We start from the raw sequence: 20,780 nt of genomic DNA, 5'->3' as shown, positions 1-20,780 counted from the left end.
ATATGTGCGAACATCACCATGCCGCGAAGCATATTCTGTGCTCGCAGTGTGACATGCTGGTGGCGTTACCTCGCCTTGAGCATGGTCAGAAAGCGGCATGTCCACGATGTGGCACTACGTTAACGGTTGAGTGGGACGCGCCACGGCAGCGTCCTACCGCCTATGTGTTAGCAGCATTATTTATGCTGCTTTTGTCAAACCTCTTTCCCTTTGTGAATATGAATGTTGCGGGGGTGAGCAGCGAAGTGACGCTGCTGCAAATCCCCAGCGTTCTCTTTTCGGAAGATTACGCCAGCCTCGGTACCTTCTTTATCTTATTCGTTCAGTTGGTTCCCGCTTTTTGCTTGTTGACCATTTTGCTGTTGGTGAATCGGGTTCATATGCCTGAGCGGCTTAAAACATGGCTGGCGCGTATTTTGTTTCAGTTAAAAAGCTGGGGAATGGCAGAAATTTTCCTCGCGGGCGTGCTGGTGAGCTTTGTTAAGCTGATGGCCTACGGCGATATCGGTGTGGGCAGCAGCTTCATCCCGTGGTGCATGTTTTGTATGCTCCAGTTGCGGGCTTTTCAGTGTGTGGATCGCCGTTGGCTGTGGGATGATATTGCCCCTATGCCAGCCATTAAGCAGGAATTAAAGCCTGGTGTGCCCGGCATCCGACAAGGATTGCGTTCCTGTTCCTGCTGCACCGCTATTCTTCCGGCAGACGAGCTGGTATGCCCACGCTGTCAGACGAAAGGTTATGTGCGGCGTAAAAACAGTCTGCAATGGACATTGGCATTACTGTTTACGTCGATCATGCTTTATCTTCCTGCCAATATTCTGCCGATCATGATCACAGATCTGCTCGGGTCAAAGCTGCCTTCAACGATACTCGAGGGCGTGGTTTTAATCTGGAGCGAAGGCTCTTACCCGGTGGCTGCGGTTATCTTTATCGCCAGTATTATGGTGCCGACGTTGAAAATGATCGCCATTGCCTGGCTGTGTTGGGATGCCAAAGGGCACGGCAAACGCGACAGTGAACGAATGCATTTAATTTACGAGGTTGTAGAATTTGTCGGTCGCTGGTCAATGATCGACGTTTTTGTAATTGCCGTACTCTCTGCGCTGGTGCGCATGGGAGGGTTAATGAACATTTATCCTGCAATGGGTGCTTTGATGTTTGCTTTAGTCGTCATTATGACAATGTTTTCTGCGATGACATTTGATCCCCGTCTGTCGTGGGACCGTGAACCAGATCATGAGGAGTCCTGACAGCATGGAATCTAAAAGTGGGGAAGCCAAAGTGCAAAAGGTAAAAAACTGGTCGCCCGTGTGGATATTCCCTATAGTCACTGCCCTCATTGGCGCGTGGGTCCTGTTTTATCACTACAGTCATCAGGGGCCACAAGTCACGCTGATTACCACCAATGCCGAAGGTATTGAAGGGGGCAAAACGACGATTAAGAGCCGCAGCGTGGATGTCGGTATCGTCGAGAGCGCAACCCTGACTGATGATTTGACCCATGTGGAAATTAAAGCTCGTCTTAACTCCGGAATGGAAAAGCTGCTGCATAAAGATTCTGTCTTTTGGGTGGTGAAGCCGCAGGTTGGGCGTGAAGGTATCAGTGGGCTCGGCACGCTATTGTCCGGGGCTTATATTGAACTGCAGCCTGGCAATAAAGGCAGCAAGCTGGAAAATTACCAACTGCTGGATTCACCGCCGCTGGCGCCGCCAGATGCGAAAGGGATCCGTGTGATTCTGGACAGCAAAAAAGCCGGTCAGCTGAGCCCGGGCGACCCGGTTCTGTTCCGTGGTTATCGTGTAGGTTCGGTTGAAACCAGCACATTTGATGCGCAAAAGCGTACGATTAGCTATCAGCTATTTATCAATGCGCCTAACGATCGTCTGGTGACCAGCAATGTGCGTTTCTGGAAGGACAGTGGGATCGCCGTGGATCTTACTTCGGCAGGTATGCGCGTGGAAATGGGATCTCTCTCCACGCTGTTTGGCGGTGGCGTAAGTTTTGATGTGCCAGAAGGGCTGGAACAAGGCGAACCGGTCGCACAACAGTCTGCGTTTAATCTCTATGACGACCAAAAAAGTATTCAGGATTCACTGTATACCGATCATATTGATTACCTGATGTTCTTTAAAGATTCAATTCGTGGCCTGCAGCCTGGCGCGCCACTGGAATTCCGTGGCATCCGTTTGGGTACGGTAAGTAAAGTACCTTTCTTCTCACCGAATATGCGTCAGGTCTTCAACAATGATTACCGCATTCCGGTGCTGGTACGTATCGAACCAGAACGTCTGAAGGCACAGCTGGGAGAAGATACTGATGTTGGCGCTCATCTGGCAGAATTGCTTAAACGCGGCTTACGGGCATCGCTGAAAACCGGGAACCTGGTGACTGGCGCTCTGTATGTCGATCTCGACTTCTACCCGAAAGAACCGCCGATTACCGGTGTGCGCGAATTTAACGGTTATCAAATTATTCCGACCGTGAGCGGTGGTCTGGCGCAGATCCAGCAGCGACTGATGGAAGCGCTGGATAAGATTAACAATCTGCCGTTGAACCCGATGATTGAGCAGGCGACCAATACGTTGTCGGAAAGCCAGCGTACGATGAAGCATCTGCAAACCACGCTGGACAACATGAATAAGATCACGTCCAGTCAGTCGATGCAGGATCTTCCGGCGGATATGCAGAACACGCTGCGCGAACTGAACCGTAGTATGCAGGGCTTCCAGCCGGGGTCCGCCGCCTACAACAAGATGGTGGCGGATATGCAGCGTCTTGATCAGGTGCTGCGAGAACTGCAACCGGTACTGAAAACGTTGAACGATAAGAGCAATGCGCTGGTATTTGAAGCGAAGGACAAAAAAGATCCAGAGCCGAAGAGGGCGAAACAATGAAAAAGTGGCTAGTGGTGATGATGGCGGTCTGGCTGACGTCATGCAGCTCCAGCGGAGAAAATAAAAGCTATTACCAGCTCCCTATCGCGCAAGGGGGCGTACAGAGCTCAGCTAACCAGGGTAACCGTCTGCTGTGGGTTGAACAGATTGCGGTCCCGGACTATCTGGCGGGTAATGGGGTGGTTTACCAGACCAGCGATGTGCAATATGTGATAGCGAATAATAATCTCTGGGCCAGCCCATTAGATCAGCAATTGCGCAATACCCTGGTTACGAACCTCAGTATGCAGTTGCCTGGCTGGGTTGTCGCTTCGCAGCCGCTAGGAAGCACTCAGGACACGTTGAACGTCACCGTGACCGGCTTCCACGGTCGGTACGATGGTAAGGTCATCGTGAGCGGTGAATGGCTGCTGAATCACCAGGGGCAGTTGATCAAGCGTCCATTCCACATCGAAGCTGTACAGACTAAAGACGGCTACGATGAGATGGTGAAGGTTCTGGCCAACGCCTGGAGCCAGGAAGCGACGGCAATGGCTCAAGAGCTGAAACGCATCCCTTAAGCTTAAATAATTGTAAATTATGCCGCCCCTGGTTCATTGCCCGGGGCGGTTTTTTTTATTTTTTTAGCCGTGGAGATAGCTGTTCTGACAGACTATTTTTGTACAAATGATTTTGCGGGTAGCTCACAAATATGACACTGGCGTGAATTTTGCGCATTGACGAGCCTGATGTTTAGGGGTATTCGTTTTAGTGTGATTGCACACTTAGTAATCACTGTTTTCTTTTCCACCAGACCCAAAGATGAGGGAAACGAGGCATGAAGAGACAAAAACGAGATCGCCTGGAACGGGCACATCAACGTGGATATCAGGCCGGCATTGCCGGACGCTCAAAAGAAATGTGTCCCTATCAGACGCTGAATCAGAGGTCATACTGGCTGGGAGGCTGGCGAGAAGCCATGGGGGATAGGGTTTTAATGGCCTGATTCTGTCTCTTTAGATAAAAGAAACCTCCGCAGAGCGGAGGTTTCGCCTTTTTGCCCACCAGACAAGACGAATAAACGTTAATGTCTGGCTGCTACGCTGACCGGGATTAGAACGCGGAAGTGTCCTGGAACAGACCCACTTTCAGATCGTTTGCGGTATAGATCAGACGACCATCAACCAGCACTTCACCATCAGCCAGGCCCATGATCAGGCGACGATTAACGATGCGTTTGAAGTGAATGCGATAAGTCACTTTCTTTGCAGTCGGCAGAACCTGGCCGGTGAATTTAACTTCGCCTACGCCCAGTGCGCGGCCTTTACCTTCGCCGCCCAGCCAGCCGAGATAGAATCCAACCAGCTGCCACATGGCATCCAGACCCAGGCAGCCCGGCATCACCGGATCGCCGATAAAGTGGCATCCAAAGAACCACAGGTCCGGGTTGATATCCAGTTCAGCTTCAACATAACCTTTGTCAAAGTTGCCGCCGGTTTCGGTCATCTTGATGACACGGTCCATCATCAGCATGCTTGGTGCAGGCAGTTGTGGCCCTTTTGCGCCAAACAGCTCACCGCGACCAGAGGCAAGAAGGTCTTCTTTTGTATAGGATTCGCGTTTATCTACCATGTTCTCTGTAAGCCTTATTTTATTGAAGCACGCAGGATAGCTAACACGTGTACGCTGAACAAGTCCGATCAGTTCGGAATAATCCAGTTCAGCCAACGTAGCGGCCAGGGAAAACGGTGACGACCTTCCTGCTGCGTTGCCGTAGCAATACGCTCCTGGATAGTTTGCATCAGCGTTGTCTGGCCTTCACCATCCCACACCAGATTTAATAACAGTGGCAGCGCATCGGTCACGTCGTCCACCGCCCAGATAGTGAATTTTTCTTCTTCTACGGCCTGTAGCAGAGCGGGCTGCAGGCTCAGGTGTCTGACATTCGCTGAAGGAATGATAACGCCCTGTGTGCCTGTCAGCTCACGCTGCTGACAGATGGCGAAGAAGCCTTCAATTTTCTCGTTCAGACCACCAACAGGTTGTGCCCGACCAAACTGATCGACAGAACCGGTAATGGCGATGCTTTGATTAACAGGAACGTCGGCGAGGGCGCTAATCAATGCGCAAAGTTCTGCCATGGACGCGCTGTCGCCGTCCACTTCGCTGTAGGATTGCTCAAAGGTCAGCGAGGCAGAGAAGGGGATTTGCTGTTCAAGCTGGAGTTCCGACATCAGGAACGCCTGCATAATCATCATACCCTTCGCATGAATATTTCCGCCAAGCTCGGCTTTGCGCTCAATATCCGTAAATTCGCCGTCGCCAATATGAACCACACAGCTGATACGAGAAGGCTCACCAAACGCGCGGGGGTGACCAGGAAATTCAATCACCGACAGGGCGTTGATTTGGCCAATACGCTCGCCTTCCGTCTCGATCAGGATCTGTTCCTGCAGGATCTCATCCTGCATTCGTTCGGCGAGGAAACCTTCCCGCCATTCACGCTGGGTTAGCATCAGGCTGAACTGCTCAGCGTTGCAGGTTTCGCCCTCGCATAACGGGGCCACTTCTTTGAACTGACGGGTGATCCACAGCGGGTTAAGCGGCAATGTATCCTGTTCGCCGGTATAACGAACGGCTTCACGGATCAGCACTTGCCAGGCATCAGGGGCCGGGTAGGGCAAATTGTTGCGCGTAGCGGTATGTGTTACCCACTGACACCACTGCGTCATGGTTTCGGCATCCACTATCTGCAGATTATCTTCAAACTCGCTATAAATAGCCTGCTCAGCCAGCTCCGGCTCCATGTCCTGGAAGTCTGCCAGTGATTCACGTTCACCGACTAATACCACTTTGAGTTTAAGCGGCATAGGTGGAACGGAGACGGGCAGCGGGCGAGACTCATCAAAAGCTACCCAGTCAAAACGCTCGTGGCTGACAATGGCTTTCAGGCGCATCCACAGCAGCGGTTGGGCCAGTAGCGTGCGCAACGAAATAACCAGCACACCACCGTTGGCCTGATGCACAAGGCCTGGCTGTAGGGTAATTTCGCCGTTGAACTGACGCAGACAGCCAAACAGTTGTTCGGCTTCAACCCAGTCAGCGCAGACTACCTGGGTTAATGTCGCAAAATTGTCTTCTGCTGTCTCAGCTGTACGATAGCGGATAGTGTGACCGGAGATATCATAATGACCTCCGGTGAGACTTCCGGCATCCGAGTGCAGAGGCCGCGCGGCCTGTGCAATAAGGTTGATGTACTCAAGCTCCTCCGGCGCTTTTACCAGCATGAACGAAGACGTCGTCCAGTGCTGAAGAAGCTGCTCTAGCGCAAATTGTAAACGTGGCTGAGTATCACTAAGTAAGGTATCGGTGTCGTCAGTGACGTGCGGCTGTGCAAATACTTCCTGATAACTATCGGTGTCAGGAACCAGATCACGCCATGCAAGTTTCGTAATGGTCAAAGTTGATGTTTTTTAGTCTGTTGTAAAAAACGAGATTATACCGTAACCATCATCACTGCACACGTGGAAAGCGCTGTGAAACGAATGCGATGACGCGCGACAGTTCACAGGCTGGATATTCTTTTCTTCAGATGCCGAAAAAGCTGATATTCTGATAAGAGTTACACGGTAACATTGAGATCGCAATGAAATATCAACAACTTGAAAACCTTGAAAGCGGCTGGAAATGGAAGTATCTGGTGAAGAAGCATCGTGAGGGGGAATTAATCACCCGTTACGTAGAGGCCAGCGCTGCCGAAGAAGCCGTTGATTTGTTGCTAACCCTCGAAAATGAACCGGTTCGGGTCAATACCTGGATTGAAGAACACATGAACTCTGCGCTGCTAAATCGTATGAAACAAACCATACGGGCGAGGCGTAAGCGGCACTTTAACGCGGAGCATCAGCATACGCGAAAGAAATCTATCGATCTGGAATTTATGGTCTGGCAGCGCTTAGCGGGGCTTGCGCAGCGGCGCGGCAAAACGCTTTCTGAAACCATTGTGCAACTGATTGAAGACGCAGAGCATAAAGAGAAGTACGCGAATAAAATGTCGACCTTGAAGCAGGATTTACAGGCGCTGCTGGGAAAAGAATAACCACAGAATGGCTAAATGTGTTGTGTACAGGCCTGCTTTGATTGATAAAAAGTGAAAAAAAACCCCGCAAAGCGGGGTTTTTTCATAAGACGATAACTTAAGCCTGAGGCTGAGTTACAACGTCTTTGATACCTTTAACTTCGATCTCAACACGACGATCCGGAGCCAGGCAGTCGATCAGTGCAGCGCGAGCTTTCACGTTGTCACAGGTGTTGCCAGTAACTGGGTTGGATTCGCCCATGCCACGTGCAGAGATTTTGTCAGAAGGAATACCTTTAGAGATCAGGTAATCAACAACGGACTGAGCACGTTTCTCGGACAGACCCTGGTTGTAAGCGTCAGAACCGATGCGGTCAGTGAAGCCCAGAACCACTACGGAACCGTCTTTCGGATCCAGGTTGCTCAGCTGGCTGTACATCTGATCCAGAGCCTGCTGGCCTTCTGGTTTCAGAGTTGCTTTGTTGAAGTTGAACAGAACGTCAGACTTCAGAGTGAAGTGTTTGGTCTGTACTTCCGGAGCCGGAGCCGGAGCAGCAACTACTGGAGCTGCTTCTTCCTGCTGACCGAAACGGTAGGAAACACCAACGCTCAACAGACCGTTATCCGGACGACCGCCAACGGTGTTCGCGTCACCGATGTTGTTGGTCCACTGGTATTCCAGACGGGTAGCGATTTCAGGAGTAATTGCATACTCTACGCCACCAGCGAATACTGGGGAAACACCAGTGTCGTGGTCTTTGAAGCCTTCGTTGTTTTTAGCGTCTGCACGCCAAACCATACCACCCAGACGGGTATAAACGTCCAGATCGTCAGTGATTGGGTAACCCAGTTTAGCGGTCAGCTGAACGCCCTGAGCTTTGAAAGCGCCGTTTTGATGGGTAGCGTCGGTGTAGCCTTTGTACGGCATACGACCTAACCAGTCGTAACCCATTTCAAAACCAACGTACGGGTTAACCTGATAACCACCGAACGCACCAGCACCCAGTTGGCTTTCGTGGGTAGGACCAGCGTTGTTGATCTGGTTGTTACCAATATCATGGTACTGAGACCAGCCCAGTTTAGCACCAGTGTACCAGGTGTTATCTTTCGGAGCGGCCTGCGCCACGGTAGCGAAACCAGCCAGTGCCACTGCAATTGCGATAGCTGTCTTTTTCATTTTTTGCGCCTCGTTATCATCCAAAATTCGCCATGAATATCTCCGAAGAGAGATAACACGGTTAAATCCTTCACCCGGGGACCAGTTCAATAGTTACTCTACCGATATCTGCGGCTTATGCCGAGCACCCCTGGCGATGTAAAGTCTACAACGTAGTTGAAAACTTACAAGTGTGAAGTCCGTCAGGCATATGAAAAAAAAAGGCTTGTGTACACAATATTTAACATTTATAGATGAATAAATGTACTGAAGATTTCCTGAAAACCGCTTCAGACAGGCCTTCAGCCGGAAAACGCGTTACAGCTCAATGGCAAATTAAAACATGAAAAAAAATTCCAGGATAAATCCTAATTTTACTCAATGATACAAATTCGAGTGAATTTTTAGCCCGGAATGCTGTCTCCCCGCAAGTGACTGAGCGCGAACAGGACGCATGATAAACCCCATCGCATTACCTTCATCTGCCGCTTTTACCAGTTCGGCATGTTCATCTTCGGTTAATTCTTCCGTCAACCAGCCGATGACGACGCTGTAGTTACCTGTGCGCAGCGCACGAATCATCGATTCCAGCGTATTGCAGGGGGAGAGCTGGCTGATTTGCATGACTTTGGTCAATGGAAGCCCGGCCGACTGCACCCACTCACGGCTTAATTTTTGCTGAGGCGTCAGCCACAGCTGCCAGCGTGATTGTTGCCCTAATTGTTGCAGCAGGGGAAGCAGCAGGAGCTGCGTCATCATGGGCTGGTCCTCGCGATAGACCACTTCACTGATAAGCCCAGCGGTAGCGTTCTCTGCTGAAACGCGCGCAATGCTGCTCGATGCGGAAGAGAACGACGAAGAACGATTTGCATAACCTGAAGTGTACATAATCAATCCAGCCCTGTGGGTTACTGTATGGATATACAGTAACCCTGCCATCAATAAAGATCAACCTTATTTTCGGAAACAGGTTCGCAATTTTTAGTCATCATCACTGGAAAAATAAAATTCATCTTGCCCCATACGCATAAGTTGCCTATTTTCGTCATTAACGGATCTGCTACTGCAAATTATTTGCTTACGTTATGATTTAAAAGGATTTTTATGAAAGAAAAGTCTTATGCAAGAATCTATAAATCACAAGAATATCTGGCTTCTCTGGGAACAATTCACTACCGCTCACTGTTTGGCGGCTATAGTCTGACGGTTGGTGATACGGTCTTTGCCATGGTTGCCAGCGGTGAGTTATATCTTCGCGCCTGTGAGCAGAGCGCCCAGTACTGTGTAAAAAATTCTCCTGTCTGGCTAACATTTATCAAGCGCGGACGTCCGGTTGTACTCAATTATTACCAGGTGAACGATACCCTGTGGCAGAACCAGCAGCAGTTAGTATCGCTATCACAATTTTCACTCGATGCAGCCGTTAAGGAAAAACAGAGTCGCTTTGCACAACATCGCCTGCGGGAATTACCGAATATGACGTTTCATTTGGAGACCTTGCTAAATGAAGCAGGAATTAAGGATGAGGGGACATTGCGATCGCTGGGAGCTCAGATGTGCTGGTTGAAACTTCGGCAAAATAACCCTGCCTTAACGGTAAAAATACTCTATGCCCTTGAAGGAGCGGTTGACGGGGTGCATGAAGCCGCGCTCCCAGCGACGCGTCGCCAGGAGCTGGTGGAGTGGGTGAGTTCTCTTACGCCGGAACCGGGGTATTAGATGGCAGCACGGCAATTTGTTGCTGTAATCGCCGAATCTCCGGGAGCAGGGCAATCAGTAACCCAACTTGCTGTACGACCAGCGGCTCTTTACTGTCCGGACGTGGCTCGAGATGCTGAATTCGCTGCTTCAGATCTTCCAGCGCCTGGTATACGCGCTGCTCATCAGCAGGTTGATGGTGAAGCGCATCATCTACATAGCAGACGGCATCATCCAGCAATGCCAGAACGTCAGGATTGGTTAACTGCTCGCGATGTGCGCCGAGGGCGGAAATATAGCTGGTAAACGTATGGTTAAGACACAGCAAGCGGAACGCCGTTTCGCGTGTTTGGGCCGTGACATCCGGTTCACTCGACATGTTCGACACCACCGAAGCAAGTTCCGCATCACGATTGTGCGCGTCACGGCGGGCGATACGGTATGCCAGACGATTATCACGCCCCTGATGATATTGTTCGAGAATAGCATCAAGATAACGACAGTTAGCGTCAGTGGCCCGTTCAATCACTCGCGGCAGATTCCGAAAACGCCAGTCTGGCCAGATAAAGCTGACAGCAGCCCAGGCGATGGCACAGCCGATCAACGTATCGATGACGCGCGGAAGTGCAACTTCAAAACCTTCACCGAGCAGGTTAAAGCACAGCAGCACCAGCAGCGTGATAAACATGGTGGCATGCGCGTACTGGACGTTACGAAAGGCAAAAAACAACACGCCGGTAATCACCAGAAGTATCAATTGCCCTTCGAGAGAAGGTACAAACCACAGGATCGGTAACCCAATGGCGATCCCGACTAATGTGCCGATAATCCTTAGTGCCAGACGATGTCGGGTGGCGTTGTAGTTTGGCTGGCAGACAAACAGACTGGTCAACAGGATCCAGTACCCGTGGTTCATTCCGGTTATCTGGATAATGGCATAGCCGACGCATAGCACCAGCGACATGCGAACAGCATGACGAAACAGGGCGGACTCAGGCGTGAAATTACGGCTCAGACGCAACCAGATATCACTGAACCCATGCGGGCTGTCATCGGCAAGCTGATTTTCAGACTCATTGCGCGAAAGTACCTGAGCCTGTTCGGACTCAATGGTAGCCAACTGGGCATCAATGGCCCGCAGGTTTGACAGCAAAAATCCCAACGTGTTGAGCAGGTCGGCAGGCTCACCACTCGCGCGCATGCGCTCAAGTGCAGCATCAATATGGGTGAAGACGCGCTCAAAGTGCGGATCGTGCTGATAAGGCGTGCGTAATAAAATACAGCGAGACAGTTGCGAACACGCTTGCCCCTGCATCGACATCAGGCGCTGGAAGCGGAACATCACATCGCTGTGGCGGAAATGGTCGCGCAGCGTTTGATACTGAATATGCGAGGAGCTTGCGCGTTCGTGAATATCCTGCGCCACAAAATAGTAATGTAGCGTACGACGTGTTCCTCGCTGTCCGCGGTCGCCGCGCAGGCGGGTCAGCAGTGACACCTTTGTCTGGTTTAGAGTCGCCATCAGTTGCCCATTCGCAAGAGCTAGATCATACAACGGCGCCTGGCTTTCATCTTCTATGTCGGGATCAAAAAGACGCGATTTCAGTTCCAGATAGTGCGCTAACTGTTCATAGCTACGCGCCAGATTGTCCTGCAACGGGCGAATAGGGAACAGAAGATGTCCGGTCAGGGTTAACAGGTTGTACCAAATCGCGCCCGCGAGCAGCAGGATTGGCTGCTGATACCACTGATCGTAAAGCGAGGTGCCGAGCATCGTGTAAATGGCGATCAGCAACGCGCCAAAGGCGATGGTTGCATAGCGCTGCCCTAATCCCCCCAGCAGTATAAAGCCGCTGGTGGAGAGCGTTAACCCAAGGGCAAACAGCCATGGCCATGGGAAGAGCAGTTCGACCGAGGCCGAGGCAATGAAAAAGCACACCAGCGTGATGATCAAATTGCGCAGACGACCTGCAAGACGATCGTCCAGGTCAGTAAGCGCGGCTGCGACCATACCCAGCGTGAGCGGGATGGTCAGCTTAACGTCACCCAGCCACCAGGGCAGCGCTGTTGTGCCGCAAAGCGCGATAAAAATCCGCACGTAGTACAGCCAGGTGCTGTTCCAGGTATAGCGTTTGAGCAGAGGACTTAACATAAAGGCCATCGGTCCTGATTATTCGAAGCGACGACGTGCGTTGGCTTCACGCGCCGCGCGAGCAACTTCAACTGACACTACCCGGCGACCCACCGGCCACAGTGCAATCGCCGCGATTTTGAAATTCGCAATGCCAACCGGGATACCAATAATCGTAATGCACTGGGCAATACCTGAGACAATGTGCATCAGGCACAACCACCAGCCGAAGAAAATCAGCCAGAAAATATTGAGCACGGTGCCTCCGGTATTCAACAGGACGTTTTTGCCCGCTGGATTAAGCTCATCGACATGAATCGCTTCGTTACCGTAGGGAAACAGCGAGAGTCGGGTAATTTCCCAGCATGAGCGGGTCAGGGGGAGAGTAAAAATCAGCACAATACTGACCAGCGTAGCCAGTAACCAGGCTAAGGTGGTGGCGAATCCCCCGAGCACAAAATTTAAAATATTCAGAACAGTACGCATAAACCCTCGGTTAACTCTGGTTTTCTGTGAATTCGGCAATTGTAACGTTTTTTTGGGCTGGAGCACGTTTTCTCTGGCGGTTACACTGATAAGCAAACCTCTTCGTGTGGATCCGCTTGAGTCTTATGGAACTGAAAGCAACTTCTCTTGGAAAACGTCTGGCACAACACCCTTACGATCGGGCCGTTATTCTCAACGCCGGGATTAAGGTTTCCGGCGATCGTCACGAGTATCTTATTCCCTTCAATCAGTTACTGGCTATTCATTGTAAACGCGGCCTGGTATGGGGGGAGCTGGAGTTTGTGCTCCCGGATGATAAGGTGGTTCGTCTTCACGGCACAGAATGGGCTGAAACCCAGCGCTTCCATCACCATTTGAATTCGCTCTGGCAGCAGTGGAGTCAGGAAATGAGCGACGTCGCTGCGGGAGTTTTACAGCAGCAGTTGGAGGCGATCGCCACCCGCACCAGTGAGAATAAATGGCTGACGCGCGAACAGACGTCAGGGCTACAGCAGCAGATCCGCCGCGCCTTTGCCGCATTGCCGCTCCCGATTAACCGGCTGGAAGAATTTGAAAATTGCCGTGAGGCGTTACGTCAATGCCAGGCATGGTTGAAGGACATTGAAGCTTGTCGCTTGCAGCACAACCAGGCGTATACCGATGCCATGCTGGAAGAACATGCCGATTTTTTCCAGCAAATTGAGTCCTCGCCGCTGAATCCGGCCCAGGCGCGGGCGGTGGTGAACGGCGAACAATCATTACTGGTTCTTGCGGGGGCCGGAAGCGGCAAAACATCCGTATTGGTCGCCCGTGCGGGCTGGCTACTTGCGCGAGGGGAAGCGGCGGCCGAACAAATCCTGCTGCTGGCGTTTGGACGCAAAGCGGCCCAGGAGATGGACGATCGCATCCGTGAACGTCTGCATACGGAAGAGATCACCGCGAGGACGTTTCATTCACTGGCGTTGCACATTATTTCTCAGGGGAGCAAAAAAGTCCCGACGGTTAGCAAGCTGGAAAATGATGTTGCCGCGCGCAGCAAACTTTTTATCACGACCTGGCGTCAGCAGTGCAGTGAGAAAAAAGCACAGGCCAAAGGCTGGCGGCAATGGTTAGAAGAAGAGATGCAGTGGTCTGTACCCGAAGGTAACTTCTGGGATGACGAAAAATTACAGCGCCGGCTGGCTTCCCGGCTGGATCGTTGGGTTAGCCTGATGCGAATGCATGGCGGAGCGCAGGCTGAGATGATCGCCAATGCTCCGGAGGAGATTCGCGATCTTTTCAGTAAACGCATTAAGCTGATGTCTCCCCTGCTCAAGGCCTGGAAGGGCGCCCTGAAGGATGAGAATGCCGTCGATTTTTCCGGGTTGATTCATCAGGCCATTGTCATTCTGGAAAAAGGCCGGTTTATCAGTCCGTGGAAACACATTCTGGTCGACGAATTTCAGGACATTTCTCCTCAGCGTGCCGCCCTGTTAGCCGCACTGCGCAAGCAAAACTCACAGACTACGCTGTTTGCCGTAGGGGATGACTGGCAGGCAATTTACCGGTTCAGCGGAGCACAGCTTTCGTTGACCACCGCATTCCAGCAAAACTTCGGCGAGGGCGACCGTTGTAATCTGGATACGACTTACCGTTTTAATAGCCGCATTGGTGAAGTCGCAAACCAGTTTATCCAGCAAAACCCTCATCAGCTTACGAAACCGCTCAACAGTCTGATGGCAGGCGATAAAAAAGCCGTCACGTTGCTCGATGAAAGCCAGCTGGATCTGCTACTGGATAAGCTGTCGGGATTTGTGAAGGCAGAAGAGAGAATTCTGGTGCTGGCGCGATACCATCATCTGAAACCTGCCAGTCTGGAGAAAGCAGCTACCCGCTGGCCTAAGCTACAGCTGGATTTCATGACTATCCATGCCAGTAAAGGACAGCAGGCAGATTACGTTATTGTTGTGGGGCTTCATGATGGGAATGACGGTTTTCCCGCCCCGGCCCGCGAGTCGATTATGGAAGAGGCGTTGCTTCCGGCGGTGGAGGATTTCCCGGATGCTGAAGAGAGACGCTTGCTGTATGTGGCGCTAACGCGTGCACGGCATCGGGTATGGCTGCTGTTTAATAAAGAAACACCGTCGTGCTTTGTTGATGAACTTAAACAACTGGATGTTCCGGTAGCAAGAAAACCCTGAATAGCAGGCGGCAATTGCCGCCTGCCCGGCGTTTATTTGAGGCGCTCTGCCAGATAGCGGGCGTAATCTGGGATCAAGATGTCCGTTGCATCGTTGAAGTTTGGCGACTGGATAATAAAATCGGCGGTCGACACGTTGGTGGCAACCGGAATGTTCCATACCGTCGCCAGACGCAGCAGGGCTTTGACATCAGGATCGTGAGGTACGGCGTTAAGCGGGTCCCAGAAGAAAATCAGCACATCAATTTTCCCTTCTGAAATCAGCGCGCCCACCTGCTGGTCACCCCCCATCGGACCGCTCAGCATGGCGTTGACGTCCATTCCCGTTGCGCGTTGGATTAAGTTTCCCGTCGTGCCTGTGGCGTACAGAACGTGCTTTTCCAGCAACGGCTGGTGGCGTTCCACCCAGCTCATCAACATCTTTTTACAGTGATCGTGTGCAACCAGCGCAATATGTTTACGCGCTGGCAATGTGCGAGTTGTTAATTCCATAGTACAGCTCCCAAGTTAACCTGGTTACAGAGTACTGGAAGCTCTTGACGCTGCAAGAGAAAGACAAAAAAAATGCGTATGCGAACATAAATGTCATGAAGGAGGCTGTTTCTGAGCCCATTGCAAAAAGTTACTTCGCGTTTGTGCGTCGGCCTGCTGGTACCAATATTTTAAGCGCTGTTCGGTCAGCGTTTGCGACTGAGGCGGCACGCGATCCAGTTCAGATACCCCGGAAAGCAGCGAGCTGTCATCGGCCATCATCGTAGCAAACTGCGGTAATGACGCATGTTTAGCCGCTTTGTTATAGCGTTCAGTTTCCATTTCATAATTCACGATTTTTGCTGTGGATGTGATTGACAGAATATCCAGCTTGACGGGGATAGGCATGGAGTCCCCATCCAGCAATTCCACACGTGGAACGTCATCAAAATGCGCTGTATCCCGCTCATTGTTCAGACGCGGGAGGTGGAAATTAACCTGGCTGACGAGTTGCGTATCAAAGCTGATGACCAGCGGAGGCGAAATATACAGACGTTCTTCGTGGCTGGACAAGCGAATGGTTTTTTCTACGCGAAATACGAGCTGGTGGCGACCATTTTCCAGCTCGATACTGTCGGCGCCACGCAGTAATGAGCTGGAAACTTTTTTTCCGTCCAGCACCAAAAGGTCAATATCATTAGACAGGCGTAATGAGGTAGCAAAAACGGTTACCGGCAAACACAGGGCAATTAAGGCTGTCACAATGCCGGCTTTCATAGGTTTCTCCTGTCCAGAAAATAGCTGCAAACATGTATCTAAATTTTTCGATAATCACGTTTACTAACATATAGACATATTTTTGAGTTTAGCTCTCATACGCCAGTATGGGATGAATGGTTGCGGGGCCAGGTTTGTCGTACACTTTGTTAAACAGCCTGGAGGAAAACGATGAAAGAGACCGATATTGCTGGCATTTTGACATCTACCCGCACGATTGCACTGGTTGGCGCAAGCGATAAACCCGATCGCCCAAGCTATCGCGTGATGAAGTATTTACTCGACCAGGGCTATCACGTTATTCCCGTTTCACCGAAGGTTGCCGGGAAAATGCTGCTGGGGCAGCAGGGCTATGCAACGCTGGCGGATGTGCCAGAGAAAGTGGATATGGTCGATGTCTTCCGTAATTCTGAAGCGGCGTGGGGCGTCGCTCAGGAGGCTATCGCCATTGGCGCGAAGACGCTATGGATGCAGCTTGGCGTAATTAACGAGCAGGCGGCCGTGCTGGCGCGTGATGCGGGGCTGACGGTGGTGATGGATCGTTGCCCGGCGATTGAGATCCCGCGACTGGGACTGGCGAAGTAAAGTTTGACTGTCGCCGGATGAAACGCACAGGCCCGATAAGCGAAGCGCCATCGGGCTTGTGTTAGTATCAATTACGCAGGCGCGGAGCCTGAAGCTGTTTACGGATTGTGCGCGCCAGTTCATCCATTGACGGTTGCTCCGGATGTTCTTCCTGTAGCTCGCTACTCAGTTGTGCTTCGGCCAGATACGTATGCACTGGCAGACCATTATCGTCTTCCATCACCACGTGATACCAGGGAGCGGCGCGAAGTTCGCTGTTAACCGCCAACTCATCGGCTGACGGCTCATCAAGCGAATATTCCGGGTCGATATCCACGACCACTCCGAGGTAACCTAACAGGGAATGGCGGACCTGCTGGCCGATACCGAATTTGCTGGCAATCATAGTCACCTCCCGGGAAATAGATACCCTCTATGTAAGGGTAATATTCCACTTTTCAAGTTACATGATGCGACAGGCAAACCCTTTCAGATACAGCCCTTCCGGGTAGGTAGCGATCACCGGATGATCGGCGGCCTGACGGAACTGCTCTATAAATTGTACATCACGACCAGCATCTATTGCGGCATCAGCGATGATTTTCTGAAATAAATCGGTCGTCATCAGCCCGGAGCAGGAAAATGTCAGCAGTACGCCGCCTGGGTTCAGCAACTGAATAGCCAGCATATTGATGTCCTTATAACCGCGGCAGGCGCCCATCAACTGGCTTTTATTCTCGACAAATTTCGGCGGATCCATCACGATGACATCAAATTTCTCACCGCGATCGCGATAGGCGCGCAGCAGTTTGAACACATCATCTCGCACGAACTCGGCTTTACTCAGATCCAGCTTGTTCAGTTCCACGTTCTGGCGGGCAATATCGAGTGCTTCCTGAGAGGTGTCGACGCTGACCACCTGACGGCATCCGCCCATTAATGCTGAGACCGCAAAGCCGCCGGTATAGGAGAAACAGTTCAGGACACGCTGGTTTTCCACATAACGACGCGTCGCCAGGCGGCTATCGCGTTGATCGAGGTAATAGCCGGTTTTGTGACCGTGCTGAATATCAACCAGCAGCTTCATACCGTGCTCTTCGATAGGCAGCAGAGCAGGCGGCAGTTCGCCCGTGACGGGCCCTTGGGTCAGCGCCATACCTTCTTTTTTACGCACGGCTACATCGCTACGGTCATAAATAGCGCAGTCCGGGAAAACAATTTGCAGAGCATTAATCAGCGCGGCGCGTTGGTATTCAGCACCCGCGCTGAGCAACTGCAATACGAGGAAGTTGCCGAAGCGGTCAATAGTGACACCTGGCAGGCCGTCGGATTCTCCGGCGATCAGACGGTAGCTGTCCAGACCGTCCTTTTTCGCCAGCCAGTCACGCCATGTCTGCGCCTTCTGCAGACGACGGGTAAAGAAAGCAATGTCGATGGATTCAGACTTATCGAAGGTCCAGACGCGCGCACGGATCTGCGACGCCGGAGAGAACGCACCGCGCGCTAACCATTTCCCCTGGTGGTCAACAATATCAACGGTTTCACCGAGGTTGGCTTTACCTTCCATACGTGCGACAGCACCGGAAAATACCCACGGATGGCGGCGAAGTAATGATTTTTCGCGCCCCTTGGCTAACACTAAACGAGGATAATGTGGAATTGTAGATTCAGTCATGCGGAGCAACCTCTCACAAACAGTGACGCGGGTTGGATGAAAGTACCAACCTGAAACCATTAAAATAAAATGGCGCGTAGAGTAGCACAGATGGTGAGGTCAATCATCAGCGTCTGGCGCTACTGCATGATGGTATGGCGGGAGCTCTGCTTATCGAGCGACGGTTTAATCTCACTGAACAGGTGCGACAACTTATTCAGTTATCCCCTGCTAATCTATGGACAGATCAGGAGATTGCCGGTCATCTGTCCATCGGTACCTGTTCTTTCATTTATGTTGATAAGGAGAACCGCAATGTCGAAAGTCTGCATCATCGCCTGGGTCTATGGCCGGGTTCAGGGGGTAGGATTTCGCTACACCACCCAGCATGAAGCGCAACGGCTGGGGTTGACCGGCTATGCGAAGAATATGGATGACGGCAGCGTAGAAGTTGTCGCCTGTGGTGAAAGCGAGCGGGTGGAACAACTGATGAAGTGGTTGAAAGCCGGGGGACCGCGCAGCGCCAGGGTTGATCGGGTTCTCAGCGAACCGCACCGCCCTGGCGACGAGCTAAAGGGATTTAGTATCCGCTATTAAATACATTTCACCGGTTTTGGCAGGCCAGCAATTTTAGTTGCCTGCTTAGCTGGGCCTTTCGGAAACAGGCGATAGAGATAACGGCTGTTGCCTTTTTCTTCGCCAAACTTGTTGGCCATCGCTTTTACCAGCATGCGGATAGCGGGGGAGGTATTAAACTCCAGATAAAACTCGCGAACGAAACGCACCACTTCCCAGTGTTCGGGGGAGAGAACGATACCTTCGTTTTCGGCGATTTTCTCCGCCAGCGGCTCGCTCCATTGCGTGGTGTCTTTCAGATAGCCTTCGCTATCGGTCTCAATTTCATGGCCTGCAAAAATGAACATAGTGCTCTGTCGATAAAGTAAAAACCGCCCTTAGTTTAGCAAATAAGGGGCGGCGTGAGAAACCTCGACCTACAGAAGTAGCTGTAGCAGATTGTTGGCATTAAGCTTCTTCAGCGCGTTGCATTTATACGTCGAAACCTGTTTTTCGCTAATCTGCGTCATTTGCGCAACATGTTTTACCGATTGACCGTTAACCAGCCTGTCGAGAACATTGAACTCCATGCCAGTCAGGCAGCAATTCAGACTGCGTACCCGACGGGGCTCTTTAGCAAGCAGATACGCCGCATCCACGACGGCAATTCTGTCATCAATGATATGTAAGGTCAGCGTGGCAAAACGCTTTCGTAAATGCGTGGCCAGTGCCCAGCCTTTTTCATTGCACACCAGATAAACCGTTCCCTCCCAGCGCCTGGCCTCCAGTTGAAGCAGAATGTCGACCAGCGCCAGATGCGTCCTCGCGACGGAAAAGCGGCAACGCACAACGAGGGTGTCGCAGGCCAACAGCGAACGGTGCCACTGTAACGCGCCACTCTCAACTTGAGTGTGAGCGTTACGGCGCAGAAGGGCGTAGCGCAACCCTTCGGCATAAAAACGATTATTATCAAGAATGACGTAATTCACGGCGGCCTCTTTATAACGTACTGGGTGTGTAGATGATGCGTAGCGTGCCGGTGTAATCCCCGGCGTTTTTACTGCTGGCTGCAAACGCTGGAGTTTTCAGAACAATAGGGGCAGGTACGCACAGTACGCTCTCACGTCCGCCGGGCAGGACGACCTGACGCAGATGCTGCGGATCGTTGGTGCCTTGCCAGACCAGGGTTTTACCGTTGGCGATGGTTTCGGTTGCGCCCGTGACGGGATTAGTGACGAAAACCTGATAGTCGAGACGATCCCGCGCATCGGTCTGACTTCCGCCGCGTCGCCGGATTGAAAATGCCTCTTCCGCACGGTCCGTTGAGGGGAGTCCGTCGTCCTCAAACCGAAGATAAGTGCGGGTGCTGGTACTGTTTTTGCCGTCGTACAGGCACATATCCAGCGTGTTTTCACCCTGGATTTCACTGCCACCCGGCCGCCCCGGGAAGTTGGTCAGGTTGAGGTTAACGACAGGCGTTGAGTGCGGAAATGCCGGCAGATAAATCTGCTGATTACCCGGATCGACAACCTCAATGCGCATCGTGGCCTGCCAGCTAGCAATGGCGCGATAGCCTGGACATCCGGTATTGACGTCGTTGAAGTTCCCGCCGCAGTTGGCAGTATCCCATTCACGCAGGTTCTGCTTCAGCGTTGCGGTCCAGATACCCGGCAGAGCGAGCTTTTCCAGCTCGCTTTTCACGATATAGAAATCGAAGTAAGGTTCTCTGTTCCAGTTTGCAACAATCTCTGTCCCTCCCGTGACAAAACTGGCATAGGTAAAAACTTTATTATTGATAAACATGTAGTGGTCGCCATAAACCTTAAGATCCACCGTTTTGCTGGTAAGGGCATGCGTAAAACGTAAATTGATGGCATAAGGTGTCCCCGGGTTCGCCGTGAACCAGACCGGGGCGGTCATGCAGGCGCCCACTGCAGAGTCGGTACGGGACAGACACGTCAGAGTATTACGTCCCCACTTTTGCGGATTAGCGGTATCATAGCCGCTCGGTTCATGAACCCAGATATCAAAGCGCGCGGGGGGGGCCATGCGATCGAAGCTGATACCGACGCTGGTGTTTCTTCCGGCAGGGGCCGCTGCCTGGGTCTGGCCCGCCCACAGGCTTAAAAAAAGTAAAATAATTAAGTGCTTGTTCAC

The 20,780-nt window shown here is 51.7% G+C and carries 22 protein-coding genes and 1 pseudogene; 10 read left to right on the top strand and 13 right to left on the bottom strand.

The features are described 5' to 3' along the window. The first annotated feature begins 2 nt into the window (after positions 1 to 2). From pqiA to rmf, 4 genes are all read left to right on the top strand, one after another. Entirely contained in the window at positions 3 to 1,250 is a 1,248-nt protein-coding gene (gene pqiA, locus HV237_RS15420; RefSeq protein ID WP_016152477.1) for a membrane integrity-associated transporter subunit PqiA, read from the top strand. A 4-nt stretch (positions 1,251 to 1,254) separates the two neighbouring features. Beyond that, the gene (gene pqiB / locus HV237_RS15415) at positions 1,255 to 2,895 is read left to right on the top strand and encodes an intermembrane transport protein PqiB (protein ID WP_003836843.1); all 1,641 of its coding nucleotides are present in this window, start codon (positions 1,255 to 1,257) and stop codon (positions 2,893 to 2,895) included. Continuing rightward, on the top strand, positions 2,892 to 3,455 hold the full coding sequence (gene pqiC / locus HV237_RS15410; protein ID WP_047359369.1) for a membrane integrity-associated transporter subunit PqiC: 564 nt from the start codon (positions 2,892 to 2,894) through the stop codon (positions 3,453 to 3,455). Before pqiB ends, pqiC begins: the two co-directional genes overlap by 4 nt. Before the next feature lie 257 nt (positions 3,456 to 3,712). Beyond that, a complete protein-coding gene (gene rmf, locus HV237_RS15405) occupies positions 3,713 to 3,880 on the top strand; it encodes a ribosome modulation factor (protein WP_003035871.1) in 168 nt (55 codons plus the stop codon). Between the two features lie 107 nt (positions 3,881 to 3,987). On the opposite strand, the gene fabA is transcribed toward rmf, so the two are convergent. Together fabA and HV237_RS15395 are read right to left on the bottom strand one after the other, a co-directional pair. Further along, positions 3,988 to 4,506, bottom strand: coding sequence for a bifunctional 3-hydroxydecanoyl-ACP dehydratase/trans-2-decenoyl-ACP isomerase (gene fabA, locus HV237_RS15400; protein WP_003035875.1), 519 nt, complete (start codon positions 4,504 to 4,506; stop codon positions 3,988 to 3,990). 68 nt (positions 4,507 to 4,574) lie between these two features. Next, on the bottom strand, positions 4,575 to 6,335 hold the full coding sequence (locus tag HV237_RS15395) for a Lon protease family protein (RefSeq protein WP_016156136.1): 1,761 nt from the start codon (positions 6,333 to 6,335) through the stop codon (positions 4,575 to 4,577). A gap of 185 nt (positions 6,336 to 6,520) precedes the next feature. Between HV237_RS15395 and matP the strand changes: the two genes are divergently transcribed. Then, positions 6,521 to 6,973 carry a macrodomain Ter protein MatP gene (gene matP / locus HV237_RS15390; RefSeq protein WP_016152480.1) on the top strand — a complete coding sequence of 151 codons (453 nt, stop codon included), beginning with the start codon at positions 6,521 to 6,523 and terminating at the stop codon, positions 6,971 to 6,973. A 97-nt stretch (positions 6,974 to 7,070) separates the two neighbouring features. Here matP and ompA read toward each other — a convergent pair whose 3' ends face one another. Further along, complete coding sequence (ompA, locus tag HV237_RS15385; protein ID WP_046275731.1) at positions 7,071 to 8,129, bottom strand: porin OmpA; 1,059 nt, start codon at positions 8,127 to 8,129, stop codon at positions 7,071 to 7,073. 357 nt (positions 8,130 to 8,486) lie between these two features. Then, positions 8,487 to 8,996 (bottom strand): SOS-induced cell division inhibitor SulA, encoded by a 510-nt coding sequence (gene sulA / locus HV237_RS15380; protein ID WP_046275730.1) that lies wholly within the window; start codon positions 8,994 to 8,996, stop codon positions 8,487 to 8,489. Between the two features lie 216 nt (positions 8,997 to 9,212). Here sulA and HV237_RS15375 point away from each other — a divergent pair, with 216 nt between their 5' ends. Beyond that, entirely contained in the window at positions 9,213 to 9,827 is a 615-nt protein-coding gene (locus HV237_RS15375; protein ID WP_016152483.1) for a TfoX/Sxy family DNA transformation protein, read from the top strand. On the opposite strand, the gene yccS is transcribed toward HV237_RS15375, so the two are convergent. Next, positions 9,805 to 11,958, bottom strand: coding sequence for a YccS family putative transporter (yccS, locus tag HV237_RS15370; RefSeq protein WP_016152484.1), 2,154 nt, complete (start codon positions 11,956 to 11,958; stop codon positions 9,805 to 9,807). The genes HV237_RS15375 and yccS overlap by 23 nt on opposite strands. Before the next feature lie 18 nt (positions 11,959 to 11,976). Continuing rightward, positions 11,977 to 12,423, bottom strand: coding sequence for a YccF domain-containing protein (locus HV237_RS15365; protein ID WP_016152485.1), 447 nt, complete (start codon positions 12,421 to 12,423; stop codon positions 11,977 to 11,979). Positions 12,424 to 12,548: 125 nt separating this feature from the next. Between HV237_RS15365 and helD the strand changes: the two genes are divergently transcribed. Continuing rightward, positions 12,549 to 14,603, top strand: a complete 2,055-nt coding sequence (gene helD / locus HV237_RS15360) for a DNA helicase IV (RefSeq protein ID WP_047359367.1) — start codon at positions 12,549 to 12,551, stop codon at positions 14,601 to 14,603. 32 nt (positions 14,604 to 14,635) lie between these two features. On the opposite strand, the gene mgsA is transcribed toward helD, so the two are convergent. Next, a complete protein-coding gene (mgsA, locus tag HV237_RS15355) occupies positions 14,636 to 15,094 on the bottom strand; it encodes a methylglyoxal synthase (RefSeq protein ID WP_016152487.1) in 459 nt (152 codons plus the stop codon). A gap of 93 nt (positions 15,095 to 15,187) precedes the next feature. Further along, the gene (locus HV237_RS15350) at positions 15,188 to 15,850 is read right to left on the bottom strand and encodes a DUF2057 family protein (protein ID WP_019076417.1); all 663 of its coding nucleotides are present in this window, start codon (positions 15,848 to 15,850) and stop codon (positions 15,188 to 15,190) included. A gap of 171 nt (positions 15,851 to 16,021) precedes the next feature. Here HV237_RS15350 and HV237_RS15345 point away from each other — a divergent pair, with 171 nt between their 5' ends. Beyond that, a complete protein-coding gene (locus HV237_RS15345; protein WP_016152489.1) occupies positions 16,022 to 16,435 on the top strand; it encodes a CoA-binding protein in 414 nt (137 codons plus the stop codon). 67 nt (positions 16,436 to 16,502) lie between these two features. Here the strand turns inward: HV237_RS15345 and hspQ are convergent, their stop codons facing one another. Together hspQ and rlmI are read right to left on the bottom strand one after the other, a co-directional pair. Continuing rightward, positions 16,503 to 16,820 (bottom strand): heat shock protein HspQ, encoded by a 318-nt coding sequence (hspQ, locus tag HV237_RS15340; RefSeq protein WP_016152490.1) that lies wholly within the window; start codon positions 16,818 to 16,820, stop codon positions 16,503 to 16,505. A 57-nt stretch (positions 16,821 to 16,877) separates the two neighbouring features. Next, entirely contained in the window at positions 16,878 to 18,089 is a 1,212-nt protein-coding gene (gene rlmI / locus HV237_RS15335) for a 23S rRNA (cytosine(1962)-C(5))-methyltransferase RlmI (protein WP_047359366.1), read from the bottom strand. A gap of 113 nt (positions 18,090 to 18,202) precedes the next feature. Here rlmI and HV237_RS26215 point away from each other — a divergent pair. After that, positions 18,203 to 18,385: pseudogene (locus HV237_RS26215) on the top strand (hypothetical protein); the annotation flags it as partial. Continuing rightward, on the top strand, positions 18,384 to 18,665 hold the full coding sequence (yccX, locus tag HV237_RS15330) for an acylphosphatase (protein ID WP_016152492.1): 282 nt from the start codon (positions 18,384 to 18,386) through the stop codon (positions 18,663 to 18,665). The pseudogene HV237_RS26215 and the gene yccX, both read left to right, overlap by 2 nt. Here yccX and tusE read toward each other — a convergent pair. From tusE to HV237_RS15315, 3 genes are all read right to left on the bottom strand, one after another. Next, a complete protein-coding gene (gene tusE, locus HV237_RS15325; RefSeq protein ID WP_016152493.1) occupies positions 18,662 to 18,991 on the bottom strand; it encodes a sulfurtransferase TusE in 330 nt (109 codons plus the stop codon). The two genes, yccX and tusE, sit on opposite strands and share 4 nt — an antisense overlap. Positions 18,992 to 19,060: 69 nt before the next feature. Then, the gene (locus HV237_RS15320; protein ID WP_016156140.1) at positions 19,061 to 19,612 is read right to left on the bottom strand and encodes a LuxR C-terminal-related transcriptional regulator; all 552 of its coding nucleotides are present in this window, start codon (positions 19,610 to 19,612) and stop codon (positions 19,061 to 19,063) included. Positions 19,613 to 19,622: 10 nt separating this feature from the next. Next, positions 19,623 to 20,780: a CfaE/CblD family pilus tip adhesin gene (locus tag HV237_RS15315; RefSeq protein WP_052951302.1), complete on the bottom strand. Its 1,158-nt coding sequence runs from the start codon at positions 20,778 to 20,780 to the stop codon at positions 19,623 to 19,625.

It is taken from the genome of Citrobacter sp. RHBSTW-00570 (assembly GCF_013739755.1).
In the GTDB taxonomy this organism is placed as follows: Bacteria; Pseudomonadota; Gammaproteobacteria; order Enterobacterales; family Enterobacteriaceae; genus Citrobacter; species Citrobacter braakii.
Note: the sequence above shows the minus strand (reverse complement) of the source record. Positions and strands in the feature narration are given on the sequence as shown.

Bases quoted from the DNA above. Each gene is read 5' to 3' on its own strand.
- pqiA (WP_016152477.1), top strand. From the start codon at position 3: ATGTGCGAACATCACCATGCCGCGAAGCATATTCTGTGCTCGCAGTGT.
- pqiB (WP_003836843.1), top strand. From the start codon at position 1,255: ATGGAATCTAAAAGTGGGGAAGCCAAAGTGCAAAAGGTAAAAAACTGG.
- pqiC (WP_047359369.1), top strand. From the start codon at position 2,892: ATGAAAAAGTGGCTAGTGGTGATGATGGCGGTCTGGCTGACGTCATGC.
- rmf (WP_003035871.1), top strand. From the start codon at position 3,713: ATGAAGAGACAAAAACGAGATCGCCTGGAACGGGCACATCAACGTGGA.
- fabA (WP_003035875.1), bottom strand. From the start codon at position 4,506: ATGGTAGATAAACGCGAATCCTATACAAAAGAAGACCTTCTTGCCTCT.
- matP (WP_016152480.1), top strand. From the start codon at position 6,521: ATGAAATATCAACAACTTGAAAACCTTGAAAGCGGCTGGAAATGGAAG.
- ompA (WP_046275731.1), bottom strand. From the start codon at position 8,129: ATGAAAAAGACAGCTATCGCAATTGCAGTGGCACTGGCTGGTTTCGCT.
- sulA (WP_046275730.1), bottom strand. From the start codon at position 8,996: ATGTACACTTCAGGTTATGCAAATCGTTCTTCGTCGTTCTCTTCCGCA.
- HV237_RS15375 (WP_016152483.1), top strand. From the start codon at position 9,213: ATGAAAGAAAAGTCTTATGCAAGAATCTATAAATCACAAGAATATCTG.
- yccS (WP_016152484.1), bottom strand. From the start codon at position 11,958: ATGTTAAGTCCTCTGCTCAAACGCTATACCTGGAACAGCACCTGGCTG.
- HV237_RS15365 (WP_016152485.1), bottom strand. From the start codon at position 12,423: ATGCGTACTGTTCTGAATATTTTAAATTTTGTGCTCGGGGGATTCGCC.
- helD (WP_047359367.1), top strand. From the start codon at position 12,549: ATGGAACTGAAAGCAACTTCTCTTGGAAAACGTCTGGCACAACACCCT.
- mgsA (WP_016152487.1), bottom strand. From the start codon at position 15,094: ATGGAATTAACAACTCGCACATTGCCAGCGCGTAAACATATTGCGCTG.
- HV237_RS15350 (WP_019076417.1), bottom strand. From the start codon at position 15,850: ATGAAAGCCGGCATTGTGACAGCCTTAATTGCCCTGTGTTTGCCGGTA.
- HV237_RS15345 (WP_016152489.1), top strand. From the start codon at position 16,022: ATGAAAGAGACCGATATTGCTGGCATTTTGACATCTACCCGCACGATT.
- hspQ (WP_016152490.1), bottom strand. From the start codon at position 16,820: ATGATTGCCAGCAAATTCGGTATCGGCCAGCAGGTCCGCCATTCCCTG.
- rlmI (WP_047359366.1), bottom strand. From the start codon at position 18,089: ATGACTGAATCTACAATTCCACATTATCCTCGTTTAGTGTTAGCCAAG.
- yccX (WP_016152492.1), top strand. From the start codon at position 18,384: ATGTCGAAAGTCTGCATCATCGCCTGGGTCTATGGCCGGGTTCAGGGG.
- tusE (WP_016152493.1), bottom strand. From the start codon at position 18,991: ATGTTCATTTTTGCAGGCCATGAAATTGAGACCGATAGCGAAGGCTAT.